The 19,057-nt window shown below is 30.1% G+C and carries 18 protein-coding genes; 8 read left to right on the forward strand and 10 right to left on the reverse strand.

The features are described from left to right. Positions 1-39: 39 nt before the first annotated feature. Complete coding sequence (locus tag C7U55_RS03285) at positions 40-366, reverse strand: hypothetical protein (protein WP_106987327.1); 327 nt, start codon at positions 364-366, stop codon at positions 40-42. 79 nt (positions 367-445) lie between these two features. On the opposite strand from C7U55_RS03285, the gene C7U55_RS03290 reads away from it, so the two are divergent. Then, on the forward strand, positions 446-916 hold the full coding sequence (locus tag C7U55_RS03290) for a hypothetical protein (protein ID WP_106987328.1): 471 nt from the start codon (positions 446-448) through the stop codon (positions 914-916). Here the strand turns inward: C7U55_RS03290 and C7U55_RS03295 are convergent. Further along, entirely contained in the window at positions 882-1,457 is a 576-nt protein-coding gene (locus tag C7U55_RS03295) for a DJ-1 family glyoxalase III (protein WP_106987329.1), read from the reverse strand. The two genes, C7U55_RS03290 and C7U55_RS03295, sit on opposite strands and share 35 nt — an antisense overlap. A gap of 140 nt (positions 1,458-1,597) precedes the next feature. On the opposite strand from C7U55_RS03295, the gene coaBC reads away from it, so the two are divergent. Both coaBC and C7U55_RS03305 read left to right on the forward strand, forming a co-directional pair. Continuing rightward, entirely contained in the window at positions 1,598-2,776 is a 1,179-nt protein-coding gene (gene coaBC / locus C7U55_RS03300; protein WP_106987330.1) for a bifunctional phosphopantothenoylcysteine decarboxylase/phosphopantothenate--cysteine ligase CoaBC, read from the forward strand. A gap of 2 nt (positions 2,777-2,778) precedes the next feature. Next, entirely contained in the window at positions 2,779-3,549 is a 771-nt protein-coding gene (locus C7U55_RS03305) for a type III pantothenate kinase (protein ID WP_106987331.1), read from the forward strand. Positions 3,550-3,619: 70 nt separating this feature from the next. Here the strand turns inward: C7U55_RS03305 and C7U55_RS03310 are convergent, their stop codons facing one another. From C7U55_RS03310 to C7U55_RS03320, 3 genes are read right to left on the reverse strand one after another with little or no spacing between them, the layout of a single operon-like run. Next, a complete protein-coding gene (locus C7U55_RS03310; protein ID WP_106987332.1) occupies positions 3,620-4,240 on the reverse strand; it encodes a DUF421 domain-containing protein in 621 nt (206 codons plus the stop codon). A 49-nt stretch (positions 4,241-4,289) separates the two neighbouring features. Beyond that, positions 4,290-6,746, reverse strand: coding sequence for a heavy metal translocating P-type ATPase (locus tag C7U55_RS03315; RefSeq protein WP_106987333.1), 2,457 nt, complete (start codon positions 6,744-6,746; stop codon positions 4,290-4,292). 1 nt (position 6,747) lies between these two features. Continuing rightward, positions 6,748-7,086, reverse strand: coding sequence for an ArsR/SmtB family transcription factor (locus C7U55_RS03320; protein WP_106987334.1), 339 nt, complete (start codon positions 7,084-7,086; stop codon positions 6,748-6,750). Positions 7,087-7,193: 107 nt separating this feature from the next. Here C7U55_RS03320 and C7U55_RS03325 point away from each other — a divergent pair, with 107 nt between their 5' ends. Beyond that, on the forward strand, positions 7,194-7,721 hold the full coding sequence (locus C7U55_RS03325) for a cysteine hydrolase family protein (protein ID WP_106987335.1): 528 nt from the start codon (positions 7,194-7,196) through the stop codon (positions 7,719-7,721). Positions 7,722-7,832: 111 nt separating this feature from the next. Beyond that, positions 7,833-8,861: a branched-chain amino acid aminotransferase gene (locus C7U55_RS03330; protein WP_048923013.1), complete on the forward strand. Its 1,029-nt coding sequence runs from the start codon at positions 7,833-7,835 to the stop codon at positions 8,859-8,861. Between the two features lie 76 nt (positions 8,862-8,937). Here C7U55_RS03330 and C7U55_RS03335 read toward each other — a convergent pair whose 3' ends face one another. Continuing rightward, on the reverse strand, positions 8,938-10,272 hold the full coding sequence (locus tag C7U55_RS03335; RefSeq protein ID WP_106987336.1) for a citrate synthase: 1,335 nt from the start codon (positions 10,270-10,272) through the stop codon (positions 8,938-8,940). A gap of 139 nt (positions 10,273-10,411) precedes the next feature. Between C7U55_RS03335 and C7U55_RS03340 the strand changes: the two genes are divergently transcribed. Next, positions 10,412-12,757 (forward strand): HAD-IC family P-type ATPase, encoded by a 2,346-nt coding sequence (locus C7U55_RS03340; RefSeq protein ID WP_106987337.1) that lies wholly within the window; start codon positions 10,412-10,414, stop codon positions 12,755-12,757. Positions 12,758-12,793: 36 nt separating this feature from the next. Here the strand turns inward: C7U55_RS03340 and C7U55_RS03345 are convergent, their stop codons facing one another. Beyond that, the gene (locus C7U55_RS03345; protein WP_106987338.1) at positions 12,794-13,564 is read right to left on the reverse strand and encodes an HD domain-containing protein; all 771 of its coding nucleotides are present in this window, start codon (positions 13,562-13,564) and stop codon (positions 12,794-12,796) included. A 54-nt stretch (positions 13,565-13,618) separates the two neighbouring features. Between C7U55_RS03345 and C7U55_RS03350 the strand changes: the two genes are divergently transcribed. Both C7U55_RS03350 and C7U55_RS03355 read left to right on the forward strand, forming a co-directional pair. Continuing rightward, complete coding sequence (locus C7U55_RS03350; RefSeq protein ID WP_106987339.1) at positions 13,619-14,059, forward strand: GAF domain-containing protein; 441 nt, start codon at positions 13,619-13,621, stop codon at positions 14,057-14,059. A gap of 31 nt (positions 14,060-14,090) precedes the next feature. Then, on the forward strand, positions 14,091-15,254 hold the full coding sequence (locus C7U55_RS03355) for a polysaccharide deacetylase (RefSeq protein ID WP_106987340.1): 1,164 nt from the start codon (positions 14,091-14,093) through the stop codon (positions 15,252-15,254). 3 nt (positions 15,255-15,257) lie between these two features. On the opposite strand, the gene C7U55_RS03360 is transcribed toward C7U55_RS03355, so the two are convergent. From C7U55_RS03360 to C7U55_RS03370, 3 genes are all read right to left on the reverse strand, one after another. Further along, the gene (locus C7U55_RS03360; RefSeq protein ID WP_106987341.1) at positions 15,258-17,786 is read right to left on the reverse strand and encodes a translation factor GTPase family protein; all 2,529 of its coding nucleotides are present in this window, start codon (positions 17,784-17,786) and stop codon (positions 15,258-15,260) included. A gap of 17 nt (positions 17,787-17,803) precedes the next feature. Beyond that, positions 17,804-18,514 carry a tRNA threonylcarbamoyladenosine dehydratase gene (locus C7U55_RS03365; RefSeq protein WP_204638388.1) on the reverse strand — a complete coding sequence of 237 codons (711 nt, stop codon included), beginning with the start codon at positions 18,512-18,514 and terminating at the stop codon, positions 17,804-17,806. Between the two features lie 51 nt (positions 18,515-18,565). After that, positions 18,566-19,057 (reverse strand): family 4 glycosyl hydrolase (locus C7U55_RS03370; RefSeq protein WP_455550091.1); only part of this gene is annotated, 492 nt, incomplete at its 5' end.

The raw sequence follows: 19,057 nt of genomic DNA on the forward strand, positions 1-19,057 counted from the left end.
CCTCAATATAGTATATGAAAGGGTGTGCTATCCGTGCAATCAGTTCACATTATTTGTTACTTGTTCTGTCATCAACGCAACAATTTCTTCAACCTTTGGGCCAATTAAACTCACAGCTTGCATAACCATTTGCTTTTCATCATCATAGTCATCACATATAAATTCGTATTCACATTTTACACGAAAAATTGGATTATTTTCTTCTTCCACTTTTGATAAAAATAAAAGATTTATTTTATCTTTATCAGATATTTGATATGATACTGACATAATGGCCCTTACATTTTCAAAATTACAAACAGAAACATCTTTTTGTGCACTTAAATGAACGGATAACAATTGTACTTTACGAATATCACATTTCATACTTTTCCTCCTTCATTATGTATATTGGCTCTTTTTTTATTTTTTTCTTTTTTTATTTTAATTTTTAGGAGATTTTATAATGATTCTTGCATTTCTATTATCAATTATCTTATTTTTATTCTTTCATCCTTTATACAATAACTATACAAGTTTAATGTCTACATCCTATGCCTTTCTTTATGATTTTTGGATACTTTATTTAAGTTATACCCTTTGTCATCAATTTTTAAAAATAACAACACATAAAAAAACAATCTATTCTTTAACACTCTGCTTTATCATAGGTTCATTGATTCCTTATAAAAATCATCCTTTTTTACATGTAAGTTTACCAATGGTTACAATCATTCTTTCTATTCTTTTAATTGCTTTTATCATTAAAGAAAAGCAAAAAAATGAGCCCTTTAAAGCTCATTTACTAAATCAATGGTATTTTTATGGACTTTCCATCATTGCATTGTCCCTTATTTTCTTTGGACAAATCAATGGTATTGTGGAAATTTTGACCCTAATCTTTATCTTTTGGATGCTTTCCTTGCTTCAACGTTAATTAAATAATTATATTGCATTCCTTGTCTTAGGTTACTTGTATCATAATCTAACATTTCTAAAATAGTATAACCAAATTCTAAAGCAGCAGCTGGTCCTTTTCCCGTAATAACATTACCATCACGTTGAACAATGGCTTCTTGATAATTTGCTCCATTTAATTGATCTTCAAAACCTGGTGAACACGTACATACTTTTCCGTTTAAAATATCTGCTTTAGCAAGAACAATTGGTCCTGCACAAATAGCACTAACAAGTTTTCCTTTTTCATAAAAATCTTTTACGATTTCAATAACACGATCATCATCCCTTAAATTTGTAGCCCCTGGAAGCCCTCCTGGAATGACAATTCCATCGTATTGGTAAAGATTTTCATTAAACAAACAATCCATTTTAATCGTAATTTGATGAGAACTTGTTACCTCTTTTTGATCCATTCCTACTAAATCAACATGAACACCAGCACGTCGTAAAATATCAACTGGTGTTAAAGCTTCAATTTCTTCAAATCCTTCTTTACATAAAACAGCAATTTTTTTCATATAAAAACCCCCTTTTGTTATAAAATAGTACCACAAAAAGAAAATATTTGAAATAAATCTTATTAGTTGTATGCCGTTTCAAAATATATTATAATTACATGCAGTAAACATTATAAAAATTTATCCTTTTTGGAGGTTCTATGAAAAAAGTCGTTATTGGCATTACTGGAAGTATTGCCATTTATAAAACATGTGAAATTATTTCACGTTTAAAAAAGAAAAATTATGATATTGAAGTCATCATGACAGAAAGTGCAACTAAATTCATTACTCCACTTACTTTTGGTGCACTGATCCATAAACCGGTTCTTGTTGATGATTTTGATGAAACAGGTTATCAAATAAAACATATTAATATTGTTAAAGAAGCAGATTGTTTTATTGTTGTACCTGCTACTGCAAACGTTATCGCTAAAATTGCTAACGGTATCGCAGATGATGTTTTAACTTCTTCATTTTTGGCAGCAACATGTCCTAAAATCATTGCTCCCGCTATGAATGTTCACATGTATGAAAATACCGCCACACAAAAGAATTTAGATTTATGTAGATCCTATGGTATTAAAATAGTGGAACCAGAGATTGGTAATTTAGCATGTGGCTATCAAGGAAAAGGTCACTTAAGCGATATTGAAGATATTTTAGATGCTATTGAATACATGATTTCTCCACATCCTTTACAAGGAAAACATGTATTGATTACCGCTGGTCCTACACAAGAATCATTAGACCCTGTTCGTTTTATTTCAAATCATTCAAGTGGGAAAATGGGCTATGCACTTGCCCGTGCCGCTCGAAAGTTAGGTGCACATGTGACTTTAATTAGTGGGCCAAGTCAACTAAGAGCTCCTTATGAAGTAGATATAATCAAAATCCAAAGTGCACAAGGAATGTTTAAACAAGTTTTAAGTTATTTTGATTTCCAAGATTATGTTATTATGGCTGCTGCTGTAGGTGATTATCGTCCTAAAGAAGTCAATGATCAAAAAATCAAAAAGGAAAATGAACGTTTTGATTTAGAACTTGTCAAAAACGAAGATATTTTAAATTATCTTGGTCATCACAAAACAAAACAAACAATATGTGGTTTTGCTATGGAAACGGAAAATGTTATTGAAAATGCTAAAAATAAATTTTTAAAGAAAAACTGTGATTTATTAGTTGTTAATGATTTATTTGAAGAAGGTGCTGGTTTTAAAACCAATACAAATAAAGTTGCTCTAATCACAAAAAATTTTGTTGATTATTTAGATTTAATGAGTAAAGATGATCTATCTGATCTTATTTTAGATAAGCTTATCAAAGTTAAAGGAGAATAGAAATGTTAGTCGTTGTAGATATGGGTAATACAAATATTACCATGGGATTATATAAAGAAGATACATTAATTGGAAATTATCGTTTAACAACAAAATTACAAAGAACTTCAGATGAATATGGATTTATGATTTTATCCTTTTTACAAGCTTATCAAGTGACAGTTGAAGATATTAAAGATGTCATTATTTCAAGCGTTGTCCCTAAAATCATGTATTCTTTTACAAATTCTATTCGTAAATATTTCCATAAAGAACCCATTATTGTTGGTCCTGGTGTCAAAACTGGGATTTCAATCAAATATGATAACCCACGTTCTTTAGGAAGTGACCGTATTGTAGACGCCGTTGGTGCTTATTATAGTCATCATTGTGCTTGCCTTGTTATTGATTTTGGTACAGCAACAACCTTTGATGTTATCTCTTCTAACGGAGAATTTATGGGGGGTGCCATTGCTCCTGGTATTGGCATATCTGCTGAAATGTTATCAAACCGAGCAGCTCAACTTCCTGAAGTTGCTATAAAAAAGCCACAGCATATCATTGGTAAAAATACGGTTGAAGGTATGCAAGCTGGTGTTGTTTATGGTTATATTGGTTTAACAGAGAAGCTGATCAAAGAAATTAAAAAACAATATTCTGAGCCTCTTAAAGTAATTTCTACAGGTGGTTTAGGACGTATGATTTATCATGAGACTGATTTAATTGATGCTTATGATAAAGATCTTACTTTTAAAGGTTTAAAAATTATTTATGATATGCAAAAAAGGGATTAAACAAAATCCCTTTTTAAATTATTTTTTGTATAGAATTGAATTTGATCTTGACTATCCAAATAAAGGATTTCTATGTTTTTTCTTCTAAACCATGTACCTTCAAAATATGTTTTAGCCATTCTTCGTTACGATTGACAAACACTAAATTTTTTTTAATCACATTTCCTTGCAACATCAATAAAACAGGTATCTTTTCCTTTTGTACTTGATGATTTAAATCACTCAACTTAAGCGGCCTTGATAATGTCTTAGGATAAAACGAAAATTTTCCATTTGTTTCTAAAATAATTTTATCAATTTCATTTAAATCAAAATAACCATTCATGCGACAATTCATCAATAACTCATTTAAATCAATCTTTGCTTTATCCAATGCCTTTGAATAAAGTTTATCATTTTCATATAAAATCAAAGGTTTTCCTTCTACAAAAAAACGAAACTTCATGTAATTCTTTGTTAAAATTGAAATCAACCAAGTAAAAACTGCATAAACAATCATTCCTAACAATGGTTTTAATATCTCCTCAAAGTCACACATAATCAGTTCAGAAGCAATTGATCCAATTGTAATTCCAATAATATAATCATATAAAGAAAGTTCTGTCACTTGTCGATAACCCATAAGTTTTGTTAAAAAAAATAAAACAATTAAAGAAATCAACGGTAATAGGATATATTCTAATAGATTCATTTTCTTCACCCATTAAAGTATATCCAAAAAATAAAAAAAGAAGTCAAAATTATGACTTCTTATATAAAATTCTCATTGAATTACAAATAGCAATAAGAGTAACACCAACATCTGCAAAAACACCCATCCACATATTTGTAAGACCAAAGAGTGTTAAGATAAGAACACCAATTTTAATAATCAAAGTAAATGTTACGTTTTCTTTTAAAATAAAGTTTGTATAATGAGATACGTCAATTGCTTTAGCGATTGCAGTAATATCATCACTCATCAAAACAACATCGGCTGCTTCAATTGCAACATCACTTCCAACACCACCCATAGCAATACCAATATCACTTCTTGCAAGAACAGGTGCATCATTAATGCCATCTCCAACGAAAGCCACAACATGTTCATCTGACATAAGATTTTCTAATTGTGAAACTTTGTCTTGAGGGAGTAAATCACTATAAACTTGATCGATTCCTGTTCTCGTAGCAATATCATTTGCTACAGTAGAATGATCCCCTGTAAGCATCACTGTTTGTTTAACATGTGCTTTTTTCAAATCTTGGATTCCAGGAATTGTTGATTCTTTAATGACATCCGCTACCACAATATAACCAAGATATTGATCACCACAAGCAATATGAACCATTGTTCCAATTTTTTCAGGTTGTAAAACAGACAGATTCAATTCTTTAAAATATTTTTCATTACCTAAATAATAGTGTTGATGATCAATAACAACTGTTAACCCTTTACCTGCAATTTCTTTGAAATCTTCAATACGTGAACTATCAATTTCTTTACCATAAGCTTTAACAATACTACGTGCAATTGGATGATTTGACATATATTCCCCATAAGCACCAATTTCTAATAAATCATCATTTGAAGTTTCAACCACTTCAAATTCTCCTTTTGTAAGAGTTCCTGTTTTATCAAAAACAACTGTATCTATATCTTTAAGCAATTCCAAATAATTTCCACCCTTAACTAAAACCCCTAATGCACTCGCTTTACCAATACCAGCATATAAGCCTAAAGGAACAGAAATAACAAGAGCACATGGGCATGATACAACTAAGAAAGTACATGCACGATAAAGCCAAGTATAGAAGCTTTGATTCGGTAAAATAATCATTGGCACGATTAATAATAATATTGCTAGGCCAACAACTGTTGGCGTATAAACTTTTGCAAAACGTGTAATAAATTTTTCAATTTTAGCTTTCTTACTTGCTGAATTTTCAACCAAATCAATAATACGACTTACTGTACTATCAGCATAATGTTTTGTAACTTCTATATATAGAATATCATTTAAGTTAACAACACCAGATAAAACTTCATCCCCTACTTCAACGCGGCGAGGAACAGATTCACCTGTTAAACTTGCAGTATCTAACATACTGTTTCCTTTAATAACTTTTCCATCAAGTGGTACTTTTTCTCCCACTTTAACAACAATCGTTTCACCTACATTTACTTCTTCAGGTGTAACTTGAATCATTTGTTCATCTTTTACAATTGTTGCATATTCACTTTTAATATCCATTAAAGAAGAAATAGATGAACGTGTTTTGTTAACCGCATACCCTTGGAAAATTTCACCAATAGCATAAAATAACATAACGGCAATTGCTTCGCTATAATCTCCTAAGGCAATCGCACCAAATGTAGCTAAACACATTAAGAAGTTTTCATCTAAGAAATCTTTATGACCAATATTTTTAATCGCCTTTAAAATAACCTTATAGCCAATTAATAAATAAGCAAATAAATATAAGAATGTAGAAAAACCACCTGTAAATAAATGGGCTCCGATAAAAATAATAATACCTTCAACCAATTCAATATTTTCTTTTAAATTAAATAATTTAGGTTTATTATATTCTTTTTTATCATCTTCTTTAGATAAAGTAACACCTTCTTCTACAGAATCAACAACAGCTTGTAATTTATCCAACAATTGAGGATCATTCTTTGCTTTAACCATTAATTTTTGTGTTGAAAAATTAACAACGGCATCGTCAATATATGATTGTTTTTTTATTTCCGTTTCCACTTTACTTGCACAGTTTGCACAATCAAGACCAACAATATTATATTTAATCGCATTTGTAAGTTCTCGATGATCTTCTACATGTTCATGATGGTGGCCACAACCGCATTCATGGTCGTGATGATGATGTTCATGTCCACAACAATCATGATCATGTTCATGATGACAACCACATTCATCATGATGTTCATGTTCGAAATCATGTTTATGTTCTTCATGGTGTTCATGATGTGTTATATTTGATAATAAGTTTTCAATTGTTACTTCATCTTCAATAGATTGCATAAAAGAAAGCAACTCATGATCATCGATATCATATTCACTTTCAAATGTCATCATTCCTGTAGCAAAAGAAATGACACAATCATTAATCTCCTCTTTTTTATTTAAACTATCTTCTAGTTTTTGCGTGCAATTGGCACAATCAAGTCCGTTGACTTTATATTTGTATTTCATATTATTTATCCTCCATGATATGACGATATCCAGCTTCAAAAATAAGTTTGACGTGTTCATCATCTAATGAATAATACATCATCTTACCTTCTCTGCGATTTTTTACTAATTTATTTGCTTTTAAAATTCTTAGTTGATGTGAAATAGCTGATTGTGTCATATCTAAGCAAGCAGCTAAATCATAAACACACATTTCCTGATCAAATAAAGCACAAATAATGCGGATTCTTGTTGAATCACCAAACACTTTAAAAAGTTCTGCAATATCATATAGTAATTCTTCATTAGGCATTGTTTCTTTTACTTTTTCTACAGTTTCACTGTTAACGATCTTATCCATGGTTACTCCTTTCGTATGAATATATGTTCATATGAATATTATATGATATTTATTTACAAAGTCAATACATATGATAAGATTAAATAAAAAATGATTGGAGAAATTTTATGAAAAAATTATTGATTGTCATTGATTATCAAAAAGATTTTGTAGATGGAAGTTTAGGATTTAAAGAAGCCCAAGATATAGATGATTATATTACTTCTTTAATTAATCAATATCACAAAAATAAAGATGATGTCATTTTTACTTTTGACACACATCAAGAAAATTACTTAGAGAGTCAAGAAGGTAGAAATTTGCCTATCCCTCATTGTATTAAAGGAAATGATGGATGGCAGCTTTATGGAAAAGTAAATGATGCAAAACAAAAAGAAGATGTCTGTATTGAAAAACCTACCTTTGGTTCTTTAGAATTAGGTAATTACTTAAAAGAAAAATCTTACCAAGAAATCACATTAGTAGGTGTTGTTTCTAATATTTGTGTTTTATCAAACGCCATTATCGCTAAAAGTGCTTTGCCTGAAACCTCTATTTGTATTGACTTAAAAGGTATTGCGAGTAATGATGTTTCACTTGAAAAGAAAGCAATTGATTTATTAAAGAGCTTACATTTTCATATTGTTAACGAATGATATGCAATTATATACAATTAATAAATTCTTATTAAAATAAGTTATTGACACTCAAGATATTGAGGCGTAAAATTTGCCTAAAGATATATATAGGAAAGGAAGTATTAAAAAATGTCAAAAAAAGATATTGATTGGTCAAATATCGGTTTTGGATATATGCCAACAGAAGCAAGATTCGTATCAAATTATAAAGATGGAGCTTGGGATGAAGGCGTGCTTACTGCTGATGACAAAGTTGTTATTAGCGAATGTGCAGGTGTTTTACAATATGCACAAACTTGTTTTGAAGGATTAAAAGCTTATAGAACAAAAGATGGGAAAGTTGTTTGCTTTAGACCTGATTTAAACGCAAGTCGTATGGCTGATTCTTGTAGAAGATTAGAAATGCCTGTTTATCCTGAAGATAAATGGGTTGAAGCCATTGAAAAAGTTGTAAAAGCTAATATTGATTATGTGCCACCTTATGGATCAGGAGCTACTTTATATGTTCGTCCATATATGTTTGGTTCTAACCCAGTTATCGGTGTTAAACCAGCAGATGAATATCAATTCAGAGTACTCGTTACTCCAGTAGGACCTTATTTCAAAGGTGGAGTTAAGCCAATTACAATTCGTGTCACTGACTTCGACCGTGCTGCACCTCATGGTACAGGACACATCAAAGCTGGATTAAACTACGCTATGAGTTTACATGCAATCGTTGATGCTCATAAACAAGGATTTGATGAAAACATGTATTTAGATGCAGCTACTAGAACTAAAGTTGAAGAAACTGGTGGAGCAAACTTTATTTTTGTTACAAAGGATAATAAAATCGTTACTCCTAAATCTGACAGCATCTTACCTTCTATCACTCGTCGTTCTTTAATGTATGTTGCCAAAGAATATTTAGGATTAGAAGTTGAAGAAAGAGAAGTTTATCTCGATGAAGTAAAAGATTTCGCTGAATGCGGTCTTTGTGGTACTGCTGCAGTTATCTCACCAGTCGGTAAAATCAATGATCACGGTAAAGAAATTTGTTTTCCAAGTGGTATGGATGAAATCGGACCTGTTCTTAAAAAACTTTATGAAACTTTAACAGGTATTCAAATGGGTACAATTGAAGCACCTGAAGGTTGGATCAAAGTTATTGAAGAATAACAATTTTAAAGCTTGTCAATTAATGACAAGCTTTTTCTTTGCTTAAAAGCAAAAAAGCATTGATAAAACAATGCTTTTAACGATTTTCCATTTTAATATATTCTTTTTTTTCGCCAACGTATTTTCCTGCTGGACGAATAATTTTTCCTGAATAAAGTTTGTTTTCAATATTATGTGCAACCCATCCAACAGATCTTCCAATAACAAACATCAAAGTATAAAGATCTTTAGAAAGCCCTAGCATGTCATAAACGAGACCACTATAAAAATCAATATTGGCACATACGTTTATTCCCTTTCTTGCTTTAATTTCAGCAATAGCAAGTTCTTCAAAACGATGGTATAGTTCATATTCTTCCAAACGATTTTTTTCGATAGCCAATTGTTTACATTGTTTAGAAAGAATTTGACAACGAGGATCGCTCAATGTATAGACTGCATGTCCAATTCCATAAACAAGACCCGATTGATCATTAAACTTCTTATCTAAAATATCCTTAATGACCTGTTTTAATTGTTCATCCGTTGCATTAAGTCCTACTTTATCAATAACAAGTTCCATTTGTTTAGCAACCGCTAAGTTAGCACCCCCATGCTTAGGACCTTTTAATGAACCAATAGCTCCTGCAAAACAAGAATATATGTCTGTTCCTGTTGAAGACATAACAACATTTGTAAAAGTCGAGTTGTTTCCTCCACCATGATCAGCATGTAAAACTAAACACATATCTAAAACACTCGCTTCTGTTTTTGTAAAAGAGCGATCAATCCTTAACATTTGGAGAATATTTTCAGCAATTGAATATTCAGTATTTACTGGATGAATAAACAAACTATCACTATCAAAATAATGTACTTTACAACGATAAGCATAACAAACGATTTCTGGAATCTTAGCAATTAAATCCAAGCCTTTATTTAGCGTTGCTTCTGGCGAAATATCATCAGGTGTTTCATCATAAGTATAAAGCATTAACACTTCTTGTTGTAATTTATTCATCATATTTTGCATTGGAAACCCTAAAATACGCGCTTGTAAATAATTTAACGGCAATTCGTAACGTGAAGCAAGTTCTTTTTTGAAAGCTTCTAATTCATCTTTATTTGGCAAATAACCAAAAAGAATTAAAAAGCAAACTTCTTCAAATAAAAAACGATTTTTAGCGTCATGCCCTTTTATAAAATCAGAAACTTTAACTCCCCTATAATAAAGTTCCCCTTCTGTATCAATTTTTTTACCATTTTCCTTTTTATATCCAACAACATCTGAAATACGTGTAAGACCAACGAGAACTCCAGTTCCATCTTCATTTCTTAAACCATTTTTAACATTGTATTTAGAGTATAAAGAATTATCAATTTTATTTAATGATGTACTTCTTTGAAAGACATAATCAATAAATTCACTCATATTTAAGCCCCCTTATCATAGTGTTAGTAATATCATATCACAAATTTGTATAATTGTATACAATTATTTATTTGTCTTACTTTGTTAGACATTGTCAAATAAGAAAAAGTATTCTAAAATAGAGTGTAGGTGATAGAAAATGAAAATATTTGATCAAGAATTTAAAGGTTTATCTCAAAATGAAGTTTTAAAAAGAATCCAAGATGGGAAAACTCATTTTGTGGAAAGTAAATCAACAAAAACATATCAAGAAATAATTATAAACAATATTTTTACCTTTTTCAATTTTATTAATATCATACTCTTTGCATGTATTATTTTTGTCGGGTCTTATCGTAATACTCTCTTTATTTCTGTTGTCTTTTTTAATACCCTTACAGGTATTTATCAAGAGATAAAAGCTAAAAAAACACTTGATAAATTGAGCATACTTACAAAACAGAAAATTGAAGTATTAAGAGATAATCAACTCACTAAAATCAACGTTGAAGAGATTGTTCAAGACGATTTCATTATTTTAAATACAGGTATGCAAATACCTGTCGACTGTACACTATTAGAAGGTCATGTTGAAGCAAATGAATCCCTTCTTACTGGAGAAAGTGATGCTATTTTAAAAGTAAATGGTGATTCCCTTCTTTCAGGAAGTTTTGTCACTTCAGGACGTGCCATTTGTAAAGTTACCCACGTTGGAAAAGAAAGTTATATTCATAAATTGACCGCTCAAGCAAAGGAGTTTGATAGTAAAAAATCAGAACTTTCTCAAGCCCTTGATCAAATATTAAAAATTATTTCTATTATTCTTATCCCTATCGCTTTTCTACTGTTTTGTAAAGAATTTTTCATTGGACACTACCCATTTAGTGAGACTGTCGTTTCAGTTGTAGCTGCTGTTTTAGGAATGATTCCTTCTGGTCTTGTCTTACTTACTACAATTGCTTTATCTTTAAGTATAGTTCGGCTTGCCAAAAAAAGTACCCTTGTTCAAAATCTTTTTTGTATCGAAACACTCGCTCGTGTTGATACTATTTGCTTAGATAAGACCGGTACACTTACTGAAGGAAAACTTAAATTAGATGATGTTATTTGTTTAGATGATTCTTTTGACCTAGAAAAAATTATCAAAAATTTAAATTATTGTTTAGAAGATACGAATATGACATCACAAGCACTTCACCAACGTTTTTCTAAAGAAAAAAATTATCAACCTTTTTTTGTCATTCCTTTTTCATCACAAAGAAAATATAGTGCTGTTTCATTTTGTGATTTTGGCACAATTTATTTAGGAGCCAGTCAATTTATCTTTTCTAAACTTGATCAAAAAATAAAAGATAAAATTCAATTCTATACATCCAAAGGTTATCGTGTCCTTTGCATTGGTTATACACCAACAATCATTAATGAAAATAGACGAGTGAATGATTTAAAATGTATTGGTTTTCTTATTTTATCAGATATTATTCGTAAAGACGCTAAAGAAACTTTAGATTATTTTAGAAAACAAGATGTGCAAATAAAAATCATTTCAGGAGATGATCCTTCTACAGTTTCTGCCATTGCTAGACGTTGTCATCTTTTAGATTATGAAAAATATATTGATGTTTCTTCTTTGTCGGATGAAGAAATCAAAGAAGCCGTAGAAAAATATACGATTTTTGGACGTGTTTCTCCACAACAAAAAAAAATAATGATAACAACCCTTCAAGAAAACAACCATACTGTGGCTATGACAGGTGATGGTGTCAATGATGTACTTGCTTTAAAAGCTGCCGATTGTTCAATTGCAATGGCTTCTGGTAGTGATGCCGCAAAAAGCGCTTCACACATTGTTTTATTAGAAAACAATTTTAATGCAATGCCCCACATCGTTAATGAAGGACGACGTGTTATTAATAATATTACTGCTTCAGCTTCGATGTATTTAATTAAAACAATTTTCTCTGTTGTTTTATCAATTGGGATGATTTTATTTGGTCATGGTTATCCATTTAAACCTATTCAGCTTACTGTGATTTCAGCATGCTGTGTTGGTATCCCTACTTTCTTTTTAACTTATGAACCCAACTTTAAAAAAGTATCTGGAAACTTTCTAAAAATCGTTTTTAAAAATGCCTTTCCTTTTGCCTTTATGATAGCAATTTGTTCAACGATCATTGTTAATGGTGGCCGAGTATTAGGTTTTGAAAAAGAAATGCTTTCTACAATTTGTGTTTTACTTACAAGTTGGTGTTATTATAGTGGTTTAAGACATATTTATGCGCCGCTAAGTCATTATCGTATTTTTGTTATTTATATTATGCAAATCGTTCTTTATATTTCATTAATTGTCGGTCATCAATTTTTAGGACTTGATAATATTGATTATATTGGTGCTATTACTTTAATGTTTCTTGTTACTTTTTCAAAAGTTATTTATTTATTCAATTTTGAATTATTTGATTATGTTTATTTATTCTTACAAAAACGATATAAAAAACATCATTAAAAAAAAGAGAATTTTTCAAAAAGAAATTTTCTCTTTTTAGTTACAACATTTTTCTTCAATAAAACTTTGACATGTTTTTTCTACAAACAGCATATCTTCTTTAAGTCCCTCTTTAAATTCTAATCGTTCCATATTTCTGTGGATATAATCATTTTCTTTAATGAATTGATAGCTAGATTTAAAATTCAAATCAAACACAAATGCAAAATAAGAAACCCACATATCCACTTCATTATGACGATTTTCTTTTAAAATCAACCGATGATTTTCTATGTCATTCAAAATATTTTTTGATACTCTTTGACTATAAAAAATTTCATCACTAATACTAAATAATGTTTGAATCGATTCAATATTTTTCACTCTAAAATTATCAAGTTTATCACTATCTCGAATAAGTAAAACTTGTTTCAATAAAAAAGAATCTAACCCTTTTGGTACTTTATATAAAGAATGATATGCTATCGCTTTTCTAATCACTTCATCATATTGATCATCTTCAATAAATTGACGAATCATTCCTTCATCAAATAAAACCTGTACTCCTAATGTCGCATGATCAACATTACGATCATCAAAACTATTAAAACGTTTTATCTGTTCGAAACGTCCAATATCATGCAATAAGGCAATTAAATACGCTAAATCTTTTTCAATTCCTGTTATATTTTCATGTAAACATAAATATTCTGTTGTATGTACCACTTCTAATGTATGAATAAGTTTTAAATGAATCTTGTCATTTGTTAAATCAAACTGTTGAACATAATTCATAAAACAATCTTTTGCTGTATTTATATCTAACATTCTTGACCTCACCTCTATTTCTATTTTATACTATAGCATAAAGTGAGGTATAATATGAATAATTTATTAAAACAACAATATATTAGATTAATCGAATGTAATAACGAAGAGATATCAATTCTCGCAAATACAAGCGCCTTTATCATGCAAAATTTTGATGATATTTCTTGGGCAGGATTTTATTTATTAAAAAATGATGAACTTATTTTAGGTCCCTTCCAAGGAAAAATTGCCTGCACAAATATTCCACTTACTAAAGGTGTATGTGGTAAAGCTGCATCATCAAGAAAAACTGTTCTTGTTGAAGATGTTCATCAATTTGAAGGACATATTGCCTGTGACAGTGAAAGTAATAGTGAAATCGTTGTCCCATTAATCAAAAATAATCAATTATATGGTGTTTTAGATTTGGATTCAACATCATTTGGTCGTTTTAGTAAAGAAGATCAAATTATTTTTGAAGAAATTGCTGAAATACTTGTTCAACATTTATAATTCTTACATATCTTTGAGATGAGGAGGATTCATGAAATACAAATATCTTTTATTTATCTCGATAATAATAAGTTTATGTATTTGGGGATACTTTTCTTTTCAAAGAAAGATTATTTTTATTGAACATCCAACATTAGAAATTAATAGTGTATTCCATTATCAAGAATATATTTATAAAATAAAAAAAGGTTCTATTAAAGAAGTCACTTATAATGCAAAGGATTTAAACATACATGCCTTAGGTCATTATCAAGTGACTTATTTTTTTAAAGGAAAAGAATATCATTTAAAAATAGAAGTGATAGATTCAAAGAAACCTCATATCAAAGAAACAAGATCTTTAAAAATAGAAAAAGGAAAAAAATATGATTTAAAACAAGGATTATCCATTAATGATAATTCACATCAATACAATCTTACAATTGATCCGCAAAATTTCAATTCCCATAAAACGGGATCATATACAATCATATACAAAGTTACTGACTTATCAAATAATCAAACGCTTTTTAAACGTCAAGTAAAAGTGGTAGAAAAGTTAGAAATTGGTACTTCTATCGAATCAAACGAAAAAATTGTTTATTTAACATTTGATGATGGTCCAAGTGAAAATACAGATAAAATTCTAACAATCTTGGATCAATATCAAGCTAAAGCCACTTTTTTTGTCACAGGTTGTCATCAAGAATATAATTATCTAATAAAAAAAGCTTATCAAAAAGGACATACCATTGGCTTACACAGTTACCAACATGAATATCCTGATATTTACCAATCAAAAAATGCTTATTTCAATGATCTTGATAAAATTGGCAAAATGGTTAAAGAAATTATTGGTTTTACTCCCCATTATATTCGTTTTCCTGGTGGCAGTTCCAATAAAGTATCTAAAAATTACTGTACAGGATTAATGACTATTCTTACAAAAGAAGTTATCAAACAAGGCTATCAGTATTATGATTGGAATGGTGATACCAACGATGCTTCTTCAAACAATGTTAGCGTTCATGAAATTATTTCTTCAGCAACTAACGAAAACCATCAAAATATTGTGATACTTGCTCATGATACTAACGCTAAAAATACAACAGTTGAAGCGCTACCCTCTATTATTTCTTTTTATCAAAAAAAAGGCTATTCATTTCAAGCCATTAATGATGAAAGTTTTTACGTTCATCATCATGTTCAAAATTAGCCTTTAATCTTTATATTTTTGAAGATCTTCTAATAAATAATTCTTCATCTGTTTATTTTTACGATTAAATTCTTTTAGTTCATTTTCATGCGTCTCTTTAACAAGTAACTCAAATTCTCTTGCCGAAATACGCATTGCTCCTGTTGAAAAAACAATTGTTTGTTCTAGGGCATCAGATGTTGCCACATAAACACGATAGTTTTCTGCTAAATCATGGGTTACTTTTTCTATATAATTATCGGCAGTTTGCGCTTCTTTGGTGTAAACGACATAGATATTATCATTTTTCTCAAAAGAACCCACATTCTTTTTTATCTTATACGCATCAAAAACAACAATAAGAAGGCATTTACGATAACCTTGATAATTATTCAACATTTCCATTAATCGTGTACGAGCATGGTCTAAATTCGTTTTTGAGAGTTCATTTAATTCATCCCATGAAAAAATAATATTATAGCCATCAACTAAAAGACATTCTGGCAAAATCGTTCTTTTTTCTTCTTTTTGTTCTTCGATTTTTCGATTCATTTCTTTAGAAAGTCTTCTTTTGATAGGCCCATACGTACGAATAAAAATTTCTTCTAACTCTTTATCGTCAACTTTGTAATTATTACGTGTTACTTTTGGTTTATTTTTTTGGTAAACATAAGGGAGATGCATATAATCTTCAACTTCATCATAAGTAACAAAAAAACCTGCCCCATGTTTACAAAAAATAGAACCTGTTGGGAACAAGAGATCATCTTCACTATTATAATTTATTTCCTGCACGATTTGTTCTTGATCAAGACATTCATAGTATCCATCCAATTGATAAAAGAATTTCCCATTTCCTTTTGTAATGGAAAGAAAGTCTTTTTGATAATTCATTAAATATCTTACCGGAGCTTTTCCTTTTATGATAGTTAGCGTATTTTCATAGCTTATTTGATAATCTCCGTGAAAAGTATCCAAATCATAGATGACTTTACTTGAAACATCCGTATCAACAATCATTTCAAATTGATAATAAGGTTCTATTAAAACTGACTTTGTTCTTTTTAAACCTTGACGAATCGCACGATAGGTGGCTTCTCTAAAATCGCCACCTTCTGTGTGCTTAAGATGCGCTTTTCCAGTAACTAATGTCAATTTCATATCAGTAATTGGTGACCCTGTTAAAACCCCACGATGTTGAATTTCTTGTAAGTGTGTCATCACAAGATTTTGAAAATTAATTGGTAAAGTATTTCTTTGACAATTGTTTTCAAAAACAAGTCCACTCCCTCTTTCTAATGGCTCAAGTAAGACATGAACTTCTGCATAATGACGCAACGGCTCAAAATGTCCAACCCCTTCAACTTTTTGGGAAATAGTTTCTAAATAACTAATTCTACCTTCATCATAAGAAATTAAAAAGCCATAACGTTCTAAAATAAGATTTTGTAATGTATCTAACTGAATTTCACCCATGATTTTTACGGATAAAATTTCTAATTGTTGATTATATTCAAATTGTAAACTCGGATCTTCCTTATTAATACTCAAAATTTGTTGAATAGCTTTACTTTTTTCAATATTATCAGGAAGTTGAATTTGATAAGACATAAAAGGTTTTAAAATCGTTTGTTGTCTTTGATTTTGATGTCCAAAAGTATAACCAATCGGCAGATTTTCCAACCCTTGACAGGCAACGATATCTCCTGGATAAGCAACTTGTACACTTTGATAACCTTGTCCTGTATAAATTCTTAACTCATCAACTTTACAATCTCCAATGAGATCTTTTGTATGTAAAGTTCCACCCGTAACTTTTAAATGCGTTAAATATTTTTGTTTATGAAAAGATTTTTTAAAAATGATGCCACTTAAAATATCCAACGGTTCTTTTTGATAAGTATACTGATCCAATACATTCATAAAATCTTCAATACCTTCATCTTTTAAAGCAGAGCCTAAACAAACAGGATAGATTTTTCTTGTCGCGATGACTTCTTGAATATCTTTCTTTGTTATTGTTCTTTCTAAATATTTTTCTAAAAGTTCATCATTTACTAAAGAAACGTTTTCTAAAAAATGATCATCTAACAAAAAACAATTTTCATTTAATTCGTTTTGAATGTCTTGGATTAATTGTTCTTTAGTTGAATAAGTACAATCCATCTTATTAACAAAAATAAAAGTTGGAATTTGATATGTTTGGAGTAACTTCCAAATGGTTTTCGTATGTCCTTGAATACCATCTTTAGCAGATATCACTAAAACTGCATAATCTAACACCTGCAAAGTTCTTTCCATTTCACAACTAAAATCATTATGTCCTGGTGTATCAAGAAAAGTCATTTGACTATTTTGATAAGAAAATGAAATTTCTTTAGAAAAAATAGTAATTCCTCTTTTTCTTTCTTGTTGATCATAGTCTAAAAAAGAATCAGCTTTATCCACACGTCCTATTTTTTTGATAACCCCAGCATGATATAACATTGTTTCAGATAAAGTTGTTTTTCCTGCATCAACATGAGCTAAAATCGCAAAAGTTACTTTTTTCATGAGAATCACCTTCTTTCTTAATAAATAATCTTTAATAAATCTCTAACAACGACACTTGCAATAATGAGTCCTGCACAACTTGGTACAAAAGAAATACTTCCTGGCGTTTTTTTATGCGTCTCTGGATCAACAGGCGCATTTGTTTCAATCGGCTTTTCAGTTGAATAAACAACCTTTAATGCTGGAATTTTCCTTTTTTTAAGTTCTCTACGCATCACACGTGCTAAAGGACATATAGAGGTTTTATAAATATCTGTTACTTCTAACTTTGTGGGATCTAATTTATTTCCTGTTCCCATTGAAGAAATAATTTTAATCTTTTTTTCTTGAGCAATTTCAACGAGTCTAATTTTAGCAGTTACGGTATCAACAGCATCTACAATGTAATCAAATTCATCAAAAGGAAAACGATTCACTGTTTCAGGCAAAAAGAAATCATCATATGTTTGAACATTGCAACGAGGATTGATTGATAAAATGCGTTCCTTCATGACTTCAACTTTTTTTCGATCAATTGTTTGATGCGTTGCAATAATTTGTCGATTAAGATTTGAAATAGAAACAATATCGTGGTCAATAATATGAATCGTACCTATACCAGCACGTGCGAGTGCTTCAACAACAAAACCACCAACACCACCAACACCAAAAACAGCAACCGTACTGCTTTGCAAAGTTTCTATTCCTTCTTTTTTTATTAATAATTCAGTTCTTGAAAATTCTTCCATTATAATCACCTGTAACATCATACCATAAAATAAAAAAGGCGGTAGCCTTTTTTATAAACCTTTTTCAGTTAATTCACGTGCCACATCATCTTTGATTGTAACACCTGCTGCTTTTAACTCGGCAATCTTATCTGCAAATTGTGGTAAGTATTTTTCATGAGCAATCAATAATTCATTTAAAACATTCACCATTTTTTGTCCTGATACTGTTTGTGGATTTAAAATGAATGCTTGCATTAATAACCCATAATCACCAGTTACAGCTGCTTCTTCAACACATAACTCCATGTTTTTCATGCATTGTAACCATCCTCTTTGAGCTGGTTGTAATGAGCCAAAAGCAATTGCTCTTGCCCCTGTTGAACCAATATAAGATGAAACTTCTACCGCACAGTCAGCTGGTAAATCTGGTACAGATCCATTATTTTTAGTTGTTACTACGATATGTGATAATTTATTTCCATAAATAGAAGCAATTGTTTCACAAGCCGCATCTGAATAATGTGCTCCTCCACGTTTTGCTAATTGTTCTGGTTTATGATC

Source organism: Faecalibacillus faecis (genome assembly GCF_003024675.1).
GTDB classification, from domain to species: domain Bacteria; phylum Bacillota_I; class Bacilli_A; order Erysipelotrichales; family Coprobacillaceae; genus Faecalibacillus; species Faecalibacillus faecis.